General features: G+C 69.1%; 13 protein-coding genes. 1 reads left to right on the top strand and 12 read right to left on the bottom strand.

What is annotated here, in order from left to right; genetic code table 11:
- Nucleotide 1: 1 nt before the first annotated feature.
- Nucleotides 2-955, top strand: coding sequence for a DMT family transporter (locus HNP60_RS02810; protein ID WP_184149962.1), 954 nt, complete (start codon nucleotides 2-4; stop codon nucleotides 953-955).
- Here the strand turns inward: HNP60_RS02810 and HNP60_RS02805 are convergent.
- From HNP60_RS02805 to ftsW, 12 genes are all read right to left on the bottom strand, one after another.
- Complete coding sequence (locus HNP60_RS02805) at nucleotides 918-1,595, bottom strand: DUF938 domain-containing protein (RefSeq protein ID WP_184149959.1); 678 nt, start codon at nucleotides 1,593-1,595, stop codon at nucleotides 918-920. The genes HNP60_RS02810 and HNP60_RS02805 overlap by 38 nt on opposite strands.
- Nucleotides 1,596-1,631: 36 nt before the next feature.
- A complete protein-coding gene (locus tag HNP60_RS02800) occupies nucleotides 1,632-2,792 on the bottom strand; it encodes a deoxyguanosinetriphosphate triphosphohydrolase (RefSeq protein WP_184149956.1) in 1,161 nt (386 codons plus the stop codon).
- Entirely contained in the window at nucleotides 2,789-4,600 is a 1,812-nt protein-coding gene (locus tag HNP60_RS02795) for a tetratricopeptide repeat protein (protein WP_184149953.1), read from the bottom strand. The genes HNP60_RS02800 and HNP60_RS02795 overlap by 4 nt, the downstream gene beginning before the upstream one ends.
- Before the next feature lie 54 nt (nucleotides 4,601-4,654).
- Entirely contained in the window at nucleotides 4,655-6,139 is a 1,485-nt protein-coding gene (gene ftsZ / locus HNP60_RS02790; RefSeq protein ID WP_184149950.1) for a cell division protein FtsZ, read from the bottom strand.
- 115 nt (nucleotides 6,140-6,254) lie between these two features.
- Nucleotides 6,255-7,517, bottom strand: coding sequence for a cell division protein FtsA (gene ftsA / locus HNP60_RS02785; protein ID WP_014074925.1), 1,263 nt, complete (start codon nucleotides 7,515-7,517; stop codon nucleotides 6,255-6,257).
- A gap of 5 nt (nucleotides 7,518-7,522) precedes the next feature.
- Entirely contained in the window at nucleotides 7,523-8,488 is a 966-nt protein-coding gene (locus HNP60_RS02780) for a cell division protein FtsQ/DivIB (RefSeq protein ID WP_184149947.1), read from the bottom strand.
- Nucleotides 8,485-9,456, bottom strand: coding sequence for a D-alanine--D-alanine ligase (locus tag HNP60_RS02775; protein WP_184149944.1), 972 nt, complete (start codon nucleotides 9,454-9,456; stop codon nucleotides 8,485-8,487). Before HNP60_RS02775 ends, HNP60_RS02780 begins: the two co-directional genes overlap by 4 nt.
- A complete protein-coding gene (gene murB, locus HNP60_RS02770) occupies nucleotides 9,453-10,376 on the bottom strand; it encodes a UDP-N-acetylmuramate dehydrogenase (protein ID WP_184149941.1) in 924 nt (307 codons plus the stop codon). Before murB ends, HNP60_RS02775 begins: the two co-directional genes overlap by 4 nt.
- Nucleotides 10,376-10,594 carry a hypothetical protein gene (locus HNP60_RS02765; protein WP_014074921.1) on the bottom strand — a complete coding sequence of 73 codons (219 nt, stop codon included), beginning with the start codon at nucleotides 10,592-10,594 and terminating at the stop codon, nucleotides 10,376-10,378. Before HNP60_RS02765 ends, murB begins: the two co-directional genes overlap by 1 nt.
- Entirely contained in the window at nucleotides 10,594-12,021 is a 1,428-nt protein-coding gene (gene murC / locus HNP60_RS02760) for a UDP-N-acetylmuramate--L-alanine ligase (RefSeq protein WP_184149938.1), read from the bottom strand. The genes HNP60_RS02765 and murC overlap by 1 nt, the downstream gene beginning before the upstream one ends.
- Nucleotides 12,018-13,181 carry an undecaprenyldiphospho-muramoylpentapeptide beta-N-acetylglucosaminyltransferase gene (gene murG / locus HNP60_RS02755; RefSeq protein WP_184149936.1) on the bottom strand — a complete coding sequence of 388 codons (1,164 nt, stop codon included), beginning with the start codon at nucleotides 13,179-13,181 and terminating at the stop codon, nucleotides 12,018-12,020. The genes murC and murG overlap by 4 nt, the downstream gene beginning before the upstream one ends.
- Entirely contained in the window at nucleotides 13,178-14,377 is a 1,200-nt protein-coding gene (gene ftsW / locus HNP60_RS02750; protein ID WP_041392470.1) for a putative lipid II flippase FtsW, read from the bottom strand. The genes murG and ftsW overlap by 4 nt, the downstream gene beginning before the upstream one ends.
- Between the last annotated feature and the right edge of the window lie 12 nt (nucleotides 14,378-14,389).

Raw genomic sequence — 14,389 nt, 5'->3', positions numbered from 1 at the left:
CATGACGGAGCCCCCAGGGGCGCCCCCGCATATCCGCGAGGACAGGCGCGACCGGCCGATCTACGCCATCGTGCTGCGGCTGCTCGCGATGATGATGCTCGCGCTCACTTATGCCATCGGCAAGCTGCTGGTGGAGCGCGGCGCGAACCTGGGCGAGATCCTGTTCTATCGCCAGCTCTTCGCCTTTCCAGTGGCGGCCGGCTGGGCCTTCGCTACCCTCGGGCTGGCGCTGGTGCCGATGGCGCCGATGCGCACGCATGTCGCACGGACCGGGCTCGGCCTGTTCGGCATGCTGCTGAATTTCGGGGCGGTCGCGCTGCTGCCGCTGGCGGAAGCCACGTCCATCGGCTTCACCATGCCGATCTTCGCCACCATCCTGTCCGCGCTCGTGCTCAAGGAGCCGACCGGCATTCACCGCTGGGGCGCGGTGCTGCTCGGCTTCGTCGGCGTGGTCATCATGGCCCATCCGGAATCAGCCAATTTCGCGTCGCTGGGCCTCATCGTCGCGCTCTCCGGCGCGCTGGTCACGGCCATCGTCGCTATCGTGCTGCGCGATCTCGGGCGCGTCGAGCAGGCGCCGGTCATCGTCTTCTGGTTCACGCTGCTTTCGCTGCCGCCGCTCGGCATCGTCATGATCTGGGCCGGGCAGGCGCATGATCCCGTCGGCTGGGCGCTGTTCGTGGCGCTGGGCGTCACCGGCGGCGCGGCGCAACTGCTGATGACCGCCGCGCTGCGCTGGGGCCCGGTCTCGATCGTGATCCCGATGGATTACAGCCAGATGATCTGGGCCACCTGGGCAGGCTGGCTGCTCTGGGCAAGCTGGCCGGCGCCCTCCACCTGGGCAGGCGCCGCCCTCATCGCGGTGAGCGGGCTCTACATCGCCTGGCGCGAGCATGTGCGCCGCCGCGCAAGCATCATCAGCCCGAACGAGGACCGCGCCGGTAGATCAGGCTGAGATTGTTCGCGGGCATTTCGACGCGCTGCGTTCGCTCGAAACCGCATTCGGCTGCGATCCGATCGACATCGGCCACGTCCCGCAATCCCCATTCGGGGTTGCGCGCTTTCAGCGAGGCATCGAACGCCAGGTTTGACGGCGCCGTCTCCACATCGTCCTCGCGATAGGGACCGTAAAGGATCAGCGGCGCGCCCGGTGGCAGGATCGACGCGCATCCGCTGAACAGACCCACCATCGCGGCCCATGGGCTGATGTGCACCATGTTGATGCACAGCGCCGCGTCCGCCTGCCCGACGCCCCATGCCTCCGGCGCGGCGGCATCGAGGCGCAGCGGCGGGGCGATATTGGCAAGGCCTGCCTCCGCGCTCCATGCGGCGATGGATGCCAGCGCCGCGGGATCGGGGTCGCTCGGTTGCCAGACGAGGCCGGGGAAGAGCCGCGCGAAATGGACGACATGCTCGCCCGATCCGCTCGCGATTTCCAGCACGCGGCCGTGCGGCGGCAGGGTCCGTGCGAGCACCTCGGCAATGGCATCGCGATTGCGCGCCGTGGCGGGCGCATGACGCTTGTCGCCGGCAGCCGGGCTTTCGGCGGCGAGCCATGGCCGCGCGCCGGGCGGCAGGCCGCGATCCTCAGTCATGCGCCGGTCTCCCAGCCCGCCTCATGCCCGCGCGGTTCACGACGCGCGGTCACCGAAAATCTCCCGGTGGGCGCGCTCGGCGAAGCGGTCGGTCATCCCGGCGATATAATCGGCGATGTGACGGCTGCGCCAGGGCTCCTCGGCCGAGCAGGTCGCGTCCCACGCCGTTCCCATCAGCGCCGGATCGGCATGATAGGCAGCGAACAGATCCCGCACGATGATGCGCGCCCGGCCGGCCGCCTCCAGCTGGCTGGGGTGATGATAGAGATTGGCGTACATGAAGCGCTTGAGCACCCGCTCTTCCTCGCGCATCCCGTCCGAGAAAGCGGCGATGGCATGGCCCGCCGCGCGGACGGCCGCCACATCGGCCTGCGCGAGCCCGGCGGCCGCGATGTTGGCGCGGGTGGTGGCGATGAGATCATTGACCATGAGGCCGATCTGTTCGCGCACCAGCTCCCGCATCAGCCGCTCGGCGGGGAGATCGGGATGTCGGGCCGTGACGAGGTCCCAGCTCCGGCGCACCAGCGGCACCGCCAGAATCTGCTCGAGCGAGAGGATGCCCGCGCGCAGCCCATCGTCGATATCGTGATTGTCATAAGCGATGTCGTCGGCCAGCGCGGCGACCTGCGCTTCCAGCGACGGCCAGCTTTCCAGATCGAGCGGAAAGGCTGCATCGACTTCCCGCATGGCCCAGTTCGGCGCGGTAACGGGGCCGTTATGCTTGGCGAGCCCTTCCAGCATTTCCCAGCTCAGATTGAGGCCGGGGAAGCGCGGATAGGCATTTTCCAGCGTGGTCAGCGTGCGCAGGCAATGGGCATTGTGATCGAAGCCGCCATGCGCCGCCATCGCTTCCTCAAGCGCGTCCTCGCCGCTGTGGCCGAAGGGGGGATGGCCGATATCATGCGCCAGGCACAACCCCTCGGTCAGATCCTCGTTGAGGCCCAGCACGCGCGCGATGGTGCGGCCGATCTGTGCGACTTCCAGGCTGTGCGTCAGGCGGACGCGATAATGGTCGCCGTCCGGCGCGATGAACACCTGCGTCTTGTGCCGCAGGCGGCGGAAGGCGATGGAGTGGATGATCCTGTCACGATCGCGCTGGAACATGTCGCGCGGGCCGCGCGCCTCGCCGCCCGGCTCGACATGGCACCGGCCCCGGCTGCGCGCCGGATCGCAGGCAAAGGATGCGAGCCGCGTCACTTGCCGCCGATCTTCGTGACGTCCTCGCCCGCCTCGCTTTGCCACAGGAACGCGTCCCCGCCGGACTTGGCGATCTTCGCCACCACGGCGCGGGCATCCTCCACATTCTTGAACGGGCCGACCAGCAGCCGCCGGGTCGCGCCCCACTGCGCCGTCCAGCCGGCCTGATCGCCGATCGCGTCGGCATAGGTCCGGCGCATGCGGCGCAAGTCGAACGCAAGCGCGTCGACATCCTTGCCGGTGGCGATCTGCACCCAGTTGCGGGAGGGATTGGCGGCGAGCTTCGCCTTGCGCTCGGCTTCGGCCTTCTTCTCGGCCTCCGCCTCGGCCCGGGCCTTGGCTTTTGCCTCGGCCTCGGCTTTCGTCTTGGCGTCCGCTGCGGCCTGCGCCTTGCGCCGCTGCTCCTGGATGCGCGCGACGGCCTCCAGATCGGCGGCGGCGGCCCTCCGCCGCTCTTCCTCGGGAATCGAGAGACCGGAAAGCGCATCGGCCAGCGAAGGCGCCGGCGTGGCTACGGGCTGGGCGGCTTGGCTGAAGCCGGGTGAAGGCGCCCCGGCCGATGGAGCCGGTGCCGGCGCGGGCCCGGAGGGCGGCGGCGCGGGCGTGGCGGCGGCGATGGCGGTGCCGGGATCGCTCGGCCCCTGCGTGCGCGGCGGCGCGGCTGTCGCGCCCTGAGTCTGCGGCGCGGGTGCCGGAGGTGGCGTGGTCGCGCTCGACGGCGGCGGCGTCCGTGCGCCGGAAGCGAGCTGCGTGGATGTGGGCGCCGATGCTACAGGCGTGGGTGCAGGCGTCGGCGGGGGTGTCGTCGGCGCCGGGGGCTGCCCGGCCGGTGCCTTGGGCGCGTTTGACCAGCCAGCAGACGCCGGTGTGCTCGCGCTCGGCCTCGCCGCAGCTTGCCCCCCATTCGCCGTGCGCTGGCGGCTGTCCCGACCCGCATTGCGATCCGATGATCGGTTGCGTCGCGAGGACCGGGCCTCGCGCTCGCGTTCGCGCTCAGCATTGGCCGCCGCGACCTGCACGTCGCGCTCGCGCACCGGATCCGGCGCCGCGAGCTTCAGCACATTGGCGGGAAACTCGCCATAATAAGCCGCAGCCGCCTTCTGCCCGGCATCGAGCAGGGGCAAGCGCTGCATATAGGGATCGAGCGCCTCGGCCAGTCCCTTGGGCATGACGGACTGAGTGACGCGACGCGCCTCCCCGATCCGCCCGTTCATGGCGTAGATGAACGCGCGCATGCGCCACGCTTCCCGGTCGCCATCGGAAAGCTGCTTTTCCAGCTCGCTGTCGGATTCAGCCACCCGGCCGGATATGCCGAGCGAGACGGCATGACGCAGCCGCGCGAGCTGGTCGCCCGGATTGGCGCGCAACGCCGCTGCGTAATCGCGCTGGGCCTTCTCCTGCTGGCCGGTAAGGTCATAAGCCAGGCCCCGCTCCGCGAGATGGCCCTGCGCCTGCTCGCCAAGCTCCGCCGCGAGATCGAAGTTCATCGCCGCCTCGACCGGCTGCTTGAGCGCGATCTGGACGATCGCCAGCCCGAGCTTCGCCTTGCCGAGCCGCGGATTGACCATGTTGGCACGCGCATAGAAGCCGTTGGCGGCCTGTATGTCACCCAGGTCGAGCGCTGCCTGCCCCGCGCCGAGCAGGGCATTGACGTCCTGCGGATTGCGCGAGAGCTGCGCCAGATTGCGATTGAGCTGCTCGACCGCCGCGGCCGGAGGCGTGGCCTGCACCACCTCGCCGCTCGTCTGGGCCTGCGCGCCCGCGGTCGTGGCCAGCATCAGGGCCATGAACCAGCGCGTCCTTGTCACGATGCGATACCCTCTCCGGTCGGCCGGGCGCTGGAGAGCGCCCGGCGCGCCGGATTACTGATTGTTCTGCCGATTGAGAAAACGCGGCACTTCAAAGTCGGTGCGGTCATTGTCGCCGTCATCGTCGTCCGCCGGGCGGGCCTGTCCGCGCGCGAGCTGCGACATGCGCTCGAACAACGTGCCGCCCACCACCTTGGGCTGCTCGGCCGCCGGTGCGGGCGCCGGAGACGGCGGCTGCACGACGGGTGCCGGCGCATCCTCGAAGGGGCTGTCCAGCACCAGCTCGTCATCACCGGTGATGTCGTCGAATTTCGTCGTCTGGAAACGGGGGGAGGCGGGCGCTGCCCCTGCCGGCGCTTCCGGTGCCGAGACGGTGAAGGTGGCCGGCGGCGCGGCTTCCTCCTCATCCTCGTCGACGGAACCGAGATCCAGCACGGTCGCAGGCTCGGGCTCGGGAGCCGCCGGCGCGGGCGTGGCCGCCGCGAAGGAGGGTGCCGTGCCGACCGCCGGACGCGAGGCGCCGCCCATGTCGCCGAGCCGGAAAGGCTGGCTCTTGGGCTGGCTGGCGCCGGCCTCGGTATCGATGCCCGTGGCGACCACCGAGACGCGGATCTTGCCGTTGAGGCTCTCGTTGAAGGCCGAGCCCCAGATGATGTTGGCGTCCGGATCGACCAGCTCGCGAATGTGGTTCGCGGCCTCGTCCACTTCCATGAGGCGCATGTCCTCGCCGCCGACGATGGAGACGATGACGCCCTTGGCGCCGCGCATCGACACGCCGTCGAGCAGCGGATTGGCGATCGCCTTCTCCGCCGCCTGCAGCGCGCGTCCATCGCCCTCGGCCTCGCCGGTGCCCATCATCGCCTTGCCCATTTCCTCCATCACGGAGCGCACGTCGGCAAAGTCGAGATTGATGAGGCCGGGCATGACCATGAGGTCGGTAATGCCGCGCACGCCCTGCTGCAGCACTTCATCGGCCATCTCGAACGCTTCCTTGAAGGTCGTGTTCGGATTGGCGATCAGGAACAGATTCTGGTTCGGGATGACGATCAGCGTATCGACATGCTTCTGCAGGTCCTCGATGCCCTGCTCGGCCGAGCGCATGCGGCGCGCGCCCTCGAACGTGAACGGCTTGGTGACCACGCCGACCGTGAGGATGCCCTTGTCGCGCGCTGCCTTGGCGATGACCGGCGCGGCGCCCGTGCCGGTGCCGCCGCCCATGCCCGCCGCAATGAAGCACATATGGACGCCCTCGAGCGCTTCCTGCACCTCGGCGATCGTTTCCTCAGCGGCCGCGCGGCCGATGTCCGGTCGCGATCCGGCGCCGAGCCCCTCGGTGATGCGGGGGCCAAGCTGGATGCGACGCTCCGCCGGGGAGGCATTGAGCGCCTGGGCATCGGTGTTGGCGACGATGAAATCCACCCCGTCGACCGACGCCCCGATCATGTTCGCGATCGCATTGCCGCCCGCGCCGCCGACACCGATCACGGTGATCCGCGGCTTCAGCTCGTCCACATGGGGCGGCCCGATCTCAATGCTCATCGAATAATCTCCTACCGGCGCTATCCTCGCCAACAATACATGGGGACCATGCACCAGTTGGGAGGCCAATTCACGTCCTTTTTAACCATTCATCCACAATATATTGCGTCCGGCCCTAGTAGCCCGCACGCAACGCGGCGATCAGCCGCTGCACCATCGCGGTGCCGCGCGCGCGGTGCACGCGCTGCTCCGCCAGAGGCCGGTTCAGCAAGTCCTCGCGCTCCTTGAGCGCATAGGACGCCAGTCCTGTCAGGGTCGTGAACGCGGGGCCGCGATGCGCTTCCGGCAGCGCCTCCAGCGCCTTTGGTCGCCCGATGCGCACGGCCCGGCCCAGCGCCGTCTGCGCATAGTCGGCGATGCCCTTCAGTTCCGCGCCGCCGCCGGTGAGCACCACCTGCCGACCGACCGGCGAATGGAAGCCCATCTCGTCCAGGGCCTTGCCCACCTCGCCCATGAGCCGGCCCAGCCGCTCGCAGATGACGCCGACCAGTTCGGCCCGCGTCACCCGGCGCGCCTCGGCATGGTCGCCGCTGCTCGCGGCCGGTGCGATCTCGATGATCTCGCGGAAATCCCGGCGCGACTGCATGGCCGATCCGTAGAAGCATTTCATGCGCTCGGCCTGGCTGCGGCGAATGCCGAAGGCCGAGGCGATGTCGTCCGTGATGTCCGCCGCGCCCATGGGAATGGAGCGCAGCCCCACCAGCATGCCGCCGATGTGCAGCGAGATGTTCGTGACGCCCGCACCCAGCTCGACCAGCGCGACGCCAAGGTCCCGCTCCTCGTCCGAAAGGCAGGCAGTGGCGGTGGCGACGGGCGCAGCGACGATCGCCTGCACGTCCAGATAGGCGCCACGCACGCTGGTCTCCAGATTGCGCAGCGGCGCGCCATCCGCCAGCACGACATGGATGTCCACGCCCAGCCGGTCGGCATGAAGGCCGAGCGGGCGCGCGACACCGCGCATGCCGTCGATGGTGTAGAGCGTGGGCTGCGCCTGCAGGATGACGCGGCCCTCGGGATCGATGCGCTCGCGGGCACGGTCATAAAGCGTGTCGATGTCCGCCTGCTCGATGCGCCGGCCGCCGATGCTCATTTCCACCGGCTCGACCTTGCTCTCGACACTGCCGCCCGAGAAGCTGAGGATGACTTTCTCGATATTGGTGCCGGCGACCTTCTCCGCCTGCTCCACCGTCTCGCGCACGGCAAGTTCGGTGCGCTCCATGTCGATCACGAAACCGCGCCGCACGCCCCGGCTTTCCCGCTGGCCAGTGCCCAGCACGGCCAGCGTGCCGTTCTCCTGCTTGCGCGCGATGAGCGCCGACACTTTCCAAGTGCCGATGTCGATCGCCGTGATGAGCCCGTCGTTGCGCCCCCCCGCCATGTGCTTCAGCCCTCCGTCGCCTGAGTGGTCCCCGCATCGCCGCCATCCGTCACGACCGCCCGACTGGTCGGCGCGGACGTCACCGTGGGTGCATCCGTCTTGCTCTGGCCGGGCGGCAGCCGCAGCACGAAGCGCGAGGGATCGCGCATGTCGAAGCGCAGCACGCCCCGGCCGAGCAGCCGGTCCACGCCGTCCATCCGCGCGAAGTTGACGAGGGCGGCGGCCGCCTCGGCCTCGCCTTCCGGCAGGAGAAGCTGCTCGCCCGACTGGAAGCGCAGGTCCCAGCGGCGATTGCCCACCCAGGTCGCACCCGCCAGCATCGGCTTGAGCGCGGGAGCGGAATCCATCAGGCGCGCGAGCGCGGCGGTCTTGAGGTTCGCATCCGGGCCGACGACCAGCGGCAGATCGGGAATGGCATCGGGATCGACGCCGCCCAGCGCGACGCCGGTGGCATCGACGAGGCTGAGCTGACCGTCATGCTGCCACACCGCGACCGGCTGGCGCTCCATCACGTCCACGATCAGCGCATCGGGCAGGCGGCGGGAGACGCGCGCGTCCTTCACCCAGCCGAGCTTCATGACCTCGCCGCGCACCTTGTCCAGATCGACGGAAAGCATCGAGCGATCGACATATTTGACCGCGATGTCGGTCACCGGCATCTGGTCCATGCGATCGAGCCCATGCACTTCGATCTTGGTGACGGCGAAGCCCGCCCGGCCGGCCAGCTCGCTGATCTCCGCGCCGATCATCGCCGGCAGGCCGAGGAAGCGCGCCGCCACCCACAGGAGCACCAGCACCACCAGCGCGATGCCCCACGTCATCGCTTTCGCGATCTGCTCGGGGGACAGCGGCACGAGACCGATCAGCCGGTCGATCGTGCTCTTGCCGCGCCGCGGCCGGCGGTTGCCCGCGCCGCTCGAGCCCGATCGCGCGCCGCGTCCCGATCCGCGCCTGATCGTTGCCGTGCTCATTCCTTCGCTCCCTTGGCCGGCGTGCCTTCCGCCAGCGCGTCCGCAATGATCGCTTCCACCAGCGCGCCGTAGCTCATGCCGAGATGCCGGGCCTGCTCGGGCACGAGGCTGAGCGGCGTCATGCCCGGCTGGGTGTTCACTTCCAGCAGGAACAGGCCCTCGACGCCCTGCTCGTCATCCCAGCGAAAATCGGAGCGGGACGTGCCCTTGCAGCCGAGCAGCCGGTGCGCGCGCAGCGCGATGTCCATCATCGCCTGCGCGATATCCGCCGGCACATCGGCCGGGCAGACATGCTCGGTCATGCCGTCGGTATATTTCGCGTCATAATCGTAGAAGCCGCTCCTGGGCTTCAGTTCCGTGACCGCGAGAGCCCGGTCGCCGAGCACCGCGACGGTCAGCTCGCGCCCCCGGATGAACGGCTCGGCCAGCAGCTCGTCGAATTCCTGCCACGGCCCCTTCACGTCCCGCCCGATGGGATTGCCGTAATTGCCCTCGGCCGTGACGATCGCGACACCGACCGAGGACCCCTCGTTGACCGGTTTCACCACATAAGGGCGCGGCAGCGGGTCAGCCGCGAACAGATCCTCGCTCGCCACGATGTGCCCGCCGGGCATGGGAATGCCGTGCGGGACCAGATGCTGCTTGGTGAGCTGTTTGTCGATGGCGATGACCGACGTGGCAAGGCCGCTATGGGTGTAGCGATAGCCCATGATGTCCATCAGCCCCTGCACGGTCCCGTCCTCGCCCGGCACGCCGTGCAGCGCGTTGAACACGATGTCGGGATCGGCGGCGATCAGCTTGGCGGGCAGGTCGCGCCCTTCCGCCGGGCTCGCACCCAGATCGATGGGAATCGCGCTGTGCCCGCGTTCCTCCAGCGCCTTGACGATGCCCGCACCGCTGCTCAGCGAGACCTCCCGCTCGGCGGACCAGCCACCCATCAGCACCGCGACTTTCCAGGGACCGCTCATGCGCCGTCCCCTTCCGCCGCACGGCCGACGCGCTGGATTTCCCATTCGAGGGTGACGCCGCTCTCCGCCTTCACGCGGCGGCGCACTTCCTCGCCGAGCGCCTCGATCTCTGCGCTCGTCGCGTCTCCGGTGTTGATGAGGAAATTGGTGTGCTTCTCGCTCACTTGCGCGCCGCCCAGCGTCAGGCCCCGGCAGCCGGCGCGGTCGACCAGCGCCCAGGCCTTCTCGCCGGGAGGATTCTTGAAGGTGGAGCCGCCGGTCTTGCTGCGCAGCGGCTGGCTCGCCTCGCGCGCGGCGGAAATGCGGTCCATCTCCGCCTGCACCGTCTCCGGCGCCTCGGGATGACCACGGAACGTCGCGGCGATCACCACCGCGCCCTCGGGCAGTTCGCTGTGGCGATAGGTATAGCCCAGCGCATCGAGCGGCAGGGTCACCCGTTCGCCGGTGCGCAGCACGATGTCGGCCTCGACAAGGATGTCCTTCACTTCGCGGCCATAAGCGCCGCCGTTCATGCGCACGAAGCCACCGACCGTGCCGGGAATGGAGCGCAGGAACTCAAGGCCGCCGATGCCCGCGTCGCGCGCCGTGGAGGAGACGAGGATGCCGGAAGCCCCGCCCCCGCAGCGCAGGCTTGTCGCGTCCAGCCGCTCGACCCGTGCGAAGGCCTTGCCCAGCCGCACGACGACGCCCGGCACGCCGCCGTCCCGCACAATCAGGTTGGAGCCGAGGCCAAGCGCCATCACCGGCACCGCCGGGTCGAGCGCGGCAAGAAAATCGGCAAGGTCGTCCGCATCCTGCGGCTCGAACAGCCAGTCAGCCGCGCCGCCCGCCTTGAACCAGACGAGCGGGGCCAGCGGCGCATGCGCCGTCAGCTTCCCACGCACCGGCGGCAGATCGGGCATGAGGGCGGCCGCGTTCATCAAAGACGGCCGCTCCAGAAATTGATCCAGCGGTCGAACAGGTCCGCCTGCGCCTTGCCGGCGCGGTTCATGGCCTCGCCCATGTCGAGCGCGGACCGGGCGACGTCGCCCTGCTTCTCGGCGGCGTCCATCATCGAGCGCGCGACGTCCAGCCCCTTGCTCTGCGCCTCGATCATGCGCTCCTGCATTTCGAGGCCGATGCGCATCAACTCCCACATCAGGCCACCTCCTTGCGCAGCGCGTTGACCGAACCGGCAAGGCCGGCGGCCCATTTGGTGATGTCGCCCGCGCCCAGGCAGACGATCATGTCGTTCGCCTTCACCTCGCCGGCGAGATCGGCAGCGAGCGCCTCGGCGCTCTGGATGGTCTGGGCCGCGCGATGGCCCCGGCGCTTGAGCCCGGCGACCAGCGCCTCGGCATCGACGCCGTCGATGGGCTGCTCGCCCGCCGGGTAGACCGGCGTGACATAGACGATGTCGGCATCGTTGAAGGCCTGCTGGAACTCGTCCATGAGGTCGCGCAGCCGCGTGAACCGGTGCGGCTGCACCACCGCGACGACGCGGCCCTGCGCACCTTCCCGCGCAGCAGCGAGTACGGCGCGGATTTCCACCGGATGATGGCCGTAATCGTCGATCACCACGGCTTCGCCGCCGTCCACCGCGATCTCGCCCACCCGCGTGAAGCGCCGCTTAACGCCGCCGAAGCTGGCGAAGCCGGACTGGATGGTCGCGTCCGCAATGCCCATCTGCAGCGCGACGCCGATGGCCGCCATGGCATTGAGCACATTGTGCCGCCCGGGCATCGGCATGGTGATGTCCTCGATGCGCCGCACCGATCCGTCACGCTCGCGAATCTGCACGTCGAACATGTTGCCGCCGGGCACGGGGCGGACATTCTCGCCGCGGATGTCCGCCTGCGCCGAGAAGCCGTAGGTCACGATCCGCCGGTCCTGCACGCGCGGCAGGATGGCCTGCACTTCGGGATGATCGAGGCAGAGCATCGCCGCGCCGTAGAAAGGCACATTCTCCACGAACTCGACGAAGGCGTCCTTCACGGCATCGAACGAGCCATAATGGTCGAGATGCTCGGGATCGATGTTGGTGACGACGGCGAGCGTGCCGTCGAGCCGCAGGAAGCTGCCGTCGCTCTCGTCGGCTTCCACAACCATCCAGTCGGACGAGCCGAGCCGGGCGTTGGAGCCATAGCTATTGATGATCCCGCCGTTGATGACGGTGGGGTCGATGCCGCCGGCGTCCAGCAGCGCGGCGACCATGGAGGTCGTCGTCGTCTTGCCGTGCGTACCCGCGACCGCGATGGTCGACTTAAGGCGCATCAGCTCTGCGAGCATTTCCGCGCGGCGGATGACCGGCACGCGCTTCTCCAGCGCCAGCTCCACTTCCGGATTGCCGCGCCGGATCGCCGTGGACGTGACGACCACGGCGGCATCGCCCAGATTCTCGGCGTCATGGCCGATCATCACCTTGATGCCGAGCTCGCGCAGATGCGCGATGACATAGCCCTCGGCCACGTCGGAGCCCTGCACCGTGTAGCCCATATTGTGCATCACCTCGGCGATGCCGGACATGCCGATGCCGCCGATGCCGATGAAATGGATCGTGCCGATGTCGGTGCCGACGCCCTTCATGCGCCTGCTCCCGCGAGGCCGGGCATCGCCGGGGTCTCGACGCGCACCGTGTCGATCGTCTGGGGCGCGGGGCTGAAGCTCTCGATGAGATCGGCCATGTCCCTGACCGCGTCGGGAAAACCGGCGGCACGGGCGCGCGCGGCTGCATTCTGGAGGGCGCCGGGTTCCATGGCGAGTTTCTGCATTTGCTTGGCGAGTTCCGCTGGCGTGAATTTGGGTTGGGGGATGAGCCGGGCGCCGCCGGTCCTGGCCAGCTCCCGCGCGTTGAAGGTCTGGTGATCGTCGGTCGCGATAGGCAGCGGCACGAGGATGGCGGGGCGGCCGGCGCAGGTCAGTTCCGCGATGGTCGAGGCGCCGGCCCGCGCGATGACGAGATGCGACCAGCCGAGCTTGGTCGGCATGTCGTCGATATAAGTGGCGAGATCGGCGGGGATCTCCATCTCCGCATAAATGGCGCGGACGCGCTCGATGTCCTCCGGCCGGCACTGCTGCGTCACCTGCAGGCGGCGGCGCAGGCTGACGGGCAGCAGGGCGAGGCCGGCGGGCACCACATCGGAGAGGATGCTCGCGCCCAGGCTCCCGCCCGTCACCAGCAAGCGCAGCACGCTTTCGTCCGAGAAGACGGGGAATGGCTCCTCGCGCAGGGCGAGCACGCTCTCGCGCACGGGATTGCCGACGAGATGCACCTTGCCGGCGTGGCGCCCGGCGAGGCGCCGGACTTCAGGATAGGCCGTCGCGATGGCGTTCACCTTGCCCGCGACCAGCCGGTTCACGCGGCCCAGCACGGCATTCTGCTCGTGGATCACGGTCGGGATGCGCTCGGCAAAGGCGCCCAGCAGGGCGGGCAGCGCCGGATAGCCCCCGAAGCCGACAACCGCGGAGGGTTCGAACGTCTCGTAGAGGCGGCGCGCCATGGCCCGGCCCTCGCGGATCGCCTTCAACCCCTTCCACCAGCCGGAAGGGCCGCCGCTCATCCGCCCGGCCGGCAGGACATGCGTCTGCACATCCTCGAAGATGCCGGGAATCCTCGTTCCGCGCTCGTCCGTCACCAGCGCCACCCGGTGGCCGCGTGCCATCAGTTCCTGGGCGACGGCATGGGCCGGGAGCATGTGCCCCCCGGTGCCGCCCGCCGCCAGCACATAGTGGCGGAAGATGCTCATCGGCCGCTCCATGTCACGACATAAGGTGAGCGCGCCATATACGGATTGCGCCGCGTGAATGCCAGCAACAGGCCCACCCCGGCGCACAGCGCGATCATCGAGGAGCCGCCATAGCTGATGAAGGGCAGCGTCATGCCCTTGGAGGGGAAGATATGGATGTTGACGCCCATGTTGATGATCGCCTGGAAGCCCATCACCATGACCAGCCCGGCGGTCGCGAGAATGACGAAGGGGTCTTCCTCGTCCAGCAGCCGCAGCAGGACGCGCACCACGATGGCGAGATAGACCAGCGCGATCGCCATGCAGGCGATGAGGCCGAATTCCTCGCCGATCACGGAGAAGATATAGTCGGTATGCGCCTCGGGCAGGTTGAACTTGGCCGTGCCGCCGCCCGGGCCAACGCCGGTCAGGCCACCGCGCGTGATGGTGGCATGGGCGAGCTGCACCTGATCGGGCCCCGCGGCAGGATCGGCGACCGGGAACAGGAACGCGTCGATGCGGTCGCGGCCATTCTCGTAGAAGAGATAAGTGAGCACGAAAAGGCCCAGGCCCACGCAGCCCAGCCCCGCCATGATGCGCATCGATGCGCCGCCGATGAGCAGCAGCCCGGCCCACACCGCGCAGAAGATCACCGTCTGGCCGAAATCGGGCTGGCGCATGAGCAGCAGCGCGACGATGCCGGTCAGCATGCCGGTCAGTGGTATCACCGGCAGCGAGGGATCGCGCGCGCGCAGGGAAAGCAGCCAGGCGATGCTGACCACGAAGAAGGGCTTGAGGAACTCCGAGGGCTGGAAGCGGAAGGCGCCGCTGCCGAACCAGCGCGTCGCGCCGTTCACGGTCGTGCCCACGAACGGCACGAGCAGAAGAAAGGCGGCGAAGACCAGCGCCAGCGCCACCGCCAGCCGGCGCGCCTGCGGGCGGGGCAGCATGGAGATCACCACCATGATGGGCAGGCCGAGGCCGATCCACATGAGCTGGCGATAGAAGAAATAGAGCGGCGTCAGCTCGTTGCCGCGGCCGGAGAGCTTCGCGGCGGCGACCGGGGAAGCGGCCGCCACGGCCACCAGGCCAATGGCGATCAGCACCACGATGAGGCCGAGCAGCACCCGGTCGATTTCCCAGAACCAGATGGCGAGCGCGGTGCGTTCGCGCGGCAGCGGCCGGCCGGGGCGGGCGCGCAGCGGCGCCAGCGCCATGTCGAGCTGGCC

The organism is Sphingobium lignivorans (assembly GCF_014203955.1).
GTDB lineage: Bacteria > Pseudomonadota > Alphaproteobacteria > Sphingomonadales > Sphingomonadaceae > Sphingobium > Sphingobium lignivorans.
This window is presented reverse-complemented; position numbering and strand designations above follow the sequence as displayed.

Excerpts from the sequence above, each read along its gene's own strand:
- murG (WP_184149936.1), bottom strand. The coding sequence starts at position 13,181 with ATGAGCATCTTCCGCCACTATGTGCTGGCGGCGGGCGGCACCGGGGGG.
- ftsZ (WP_184149950.1), bottom strand. The coding sequence starts at position 6,139 with ATGAGCATTGAGATCGGGCCGCCCCATGTGGACGAGCTGAAGCCGCGG.
- ftsA (WP_014074925.1), bottom strand. The coding sequence starts at position 7,517 with ATGGCGGGGGGGCGCAACGACGGGCTCATCACGGCGATCGACATCGGC.
- ftsW (WP_041392470.1), bottom strand. The coding sequence starts at position 14,377 with ATGGCGCTGGCGCCGCTGCGCGCCCGCCCCGGCCGGCCGCTGCCGCGC.
- HNP60_RS02810 (WP_184149962.1), top strand. The coding sequence starts at position 2 with ATGACGGAGCCCCCAGGGGCGCCCCCGCATATCCGCGAGGACAGGCGC.
- HNP60_RS02780 (WP_184149947.1), bottom strand. The coding sequence starts at position 8,488 with ATGAGCACGGCAACGATCAGGCGCGGATCGGGACGCGGCGCGCGATCG.
- HNP60_RS02805 (WP_184149959.1), bottom strand. The coding sequence starts at position 1,595 with ATGACTGAGGATCGCGGCCTGCCGCCCGGCGCGCGGCCATGGCTCGCC.
- HNP60_RS02775 (WP_184149944.1), bottom strand. The coding sequence starts at position 9,456 with ATGAGCGGTCCCTGGAAAGTCGCGGTGCTGATGGGTGGCTGGTCCGCC.
- HNP60_RS02765 (WP_014074921.1), bottom strand. The coding sequence starts at position 10,594 with ATGTGGGAGTTGATGCGCATCGGCCTCGAAATGCAGGAGCGCATGATC.
- murB (WP_184149941.1), bottom strand. The coding sequence starts at position 10,376 with ATGAACGCGGCCGCCCTCATGCCCGATCTGCCGCCGGTGCGTGGGAAG.
- murC (WP_184149938.1), bottom strand. The coding sequence starts at position 12,021 with ATGAAGGGCGTCGGCACCGACATCGGCACGATCCATTTCATCGGCATC.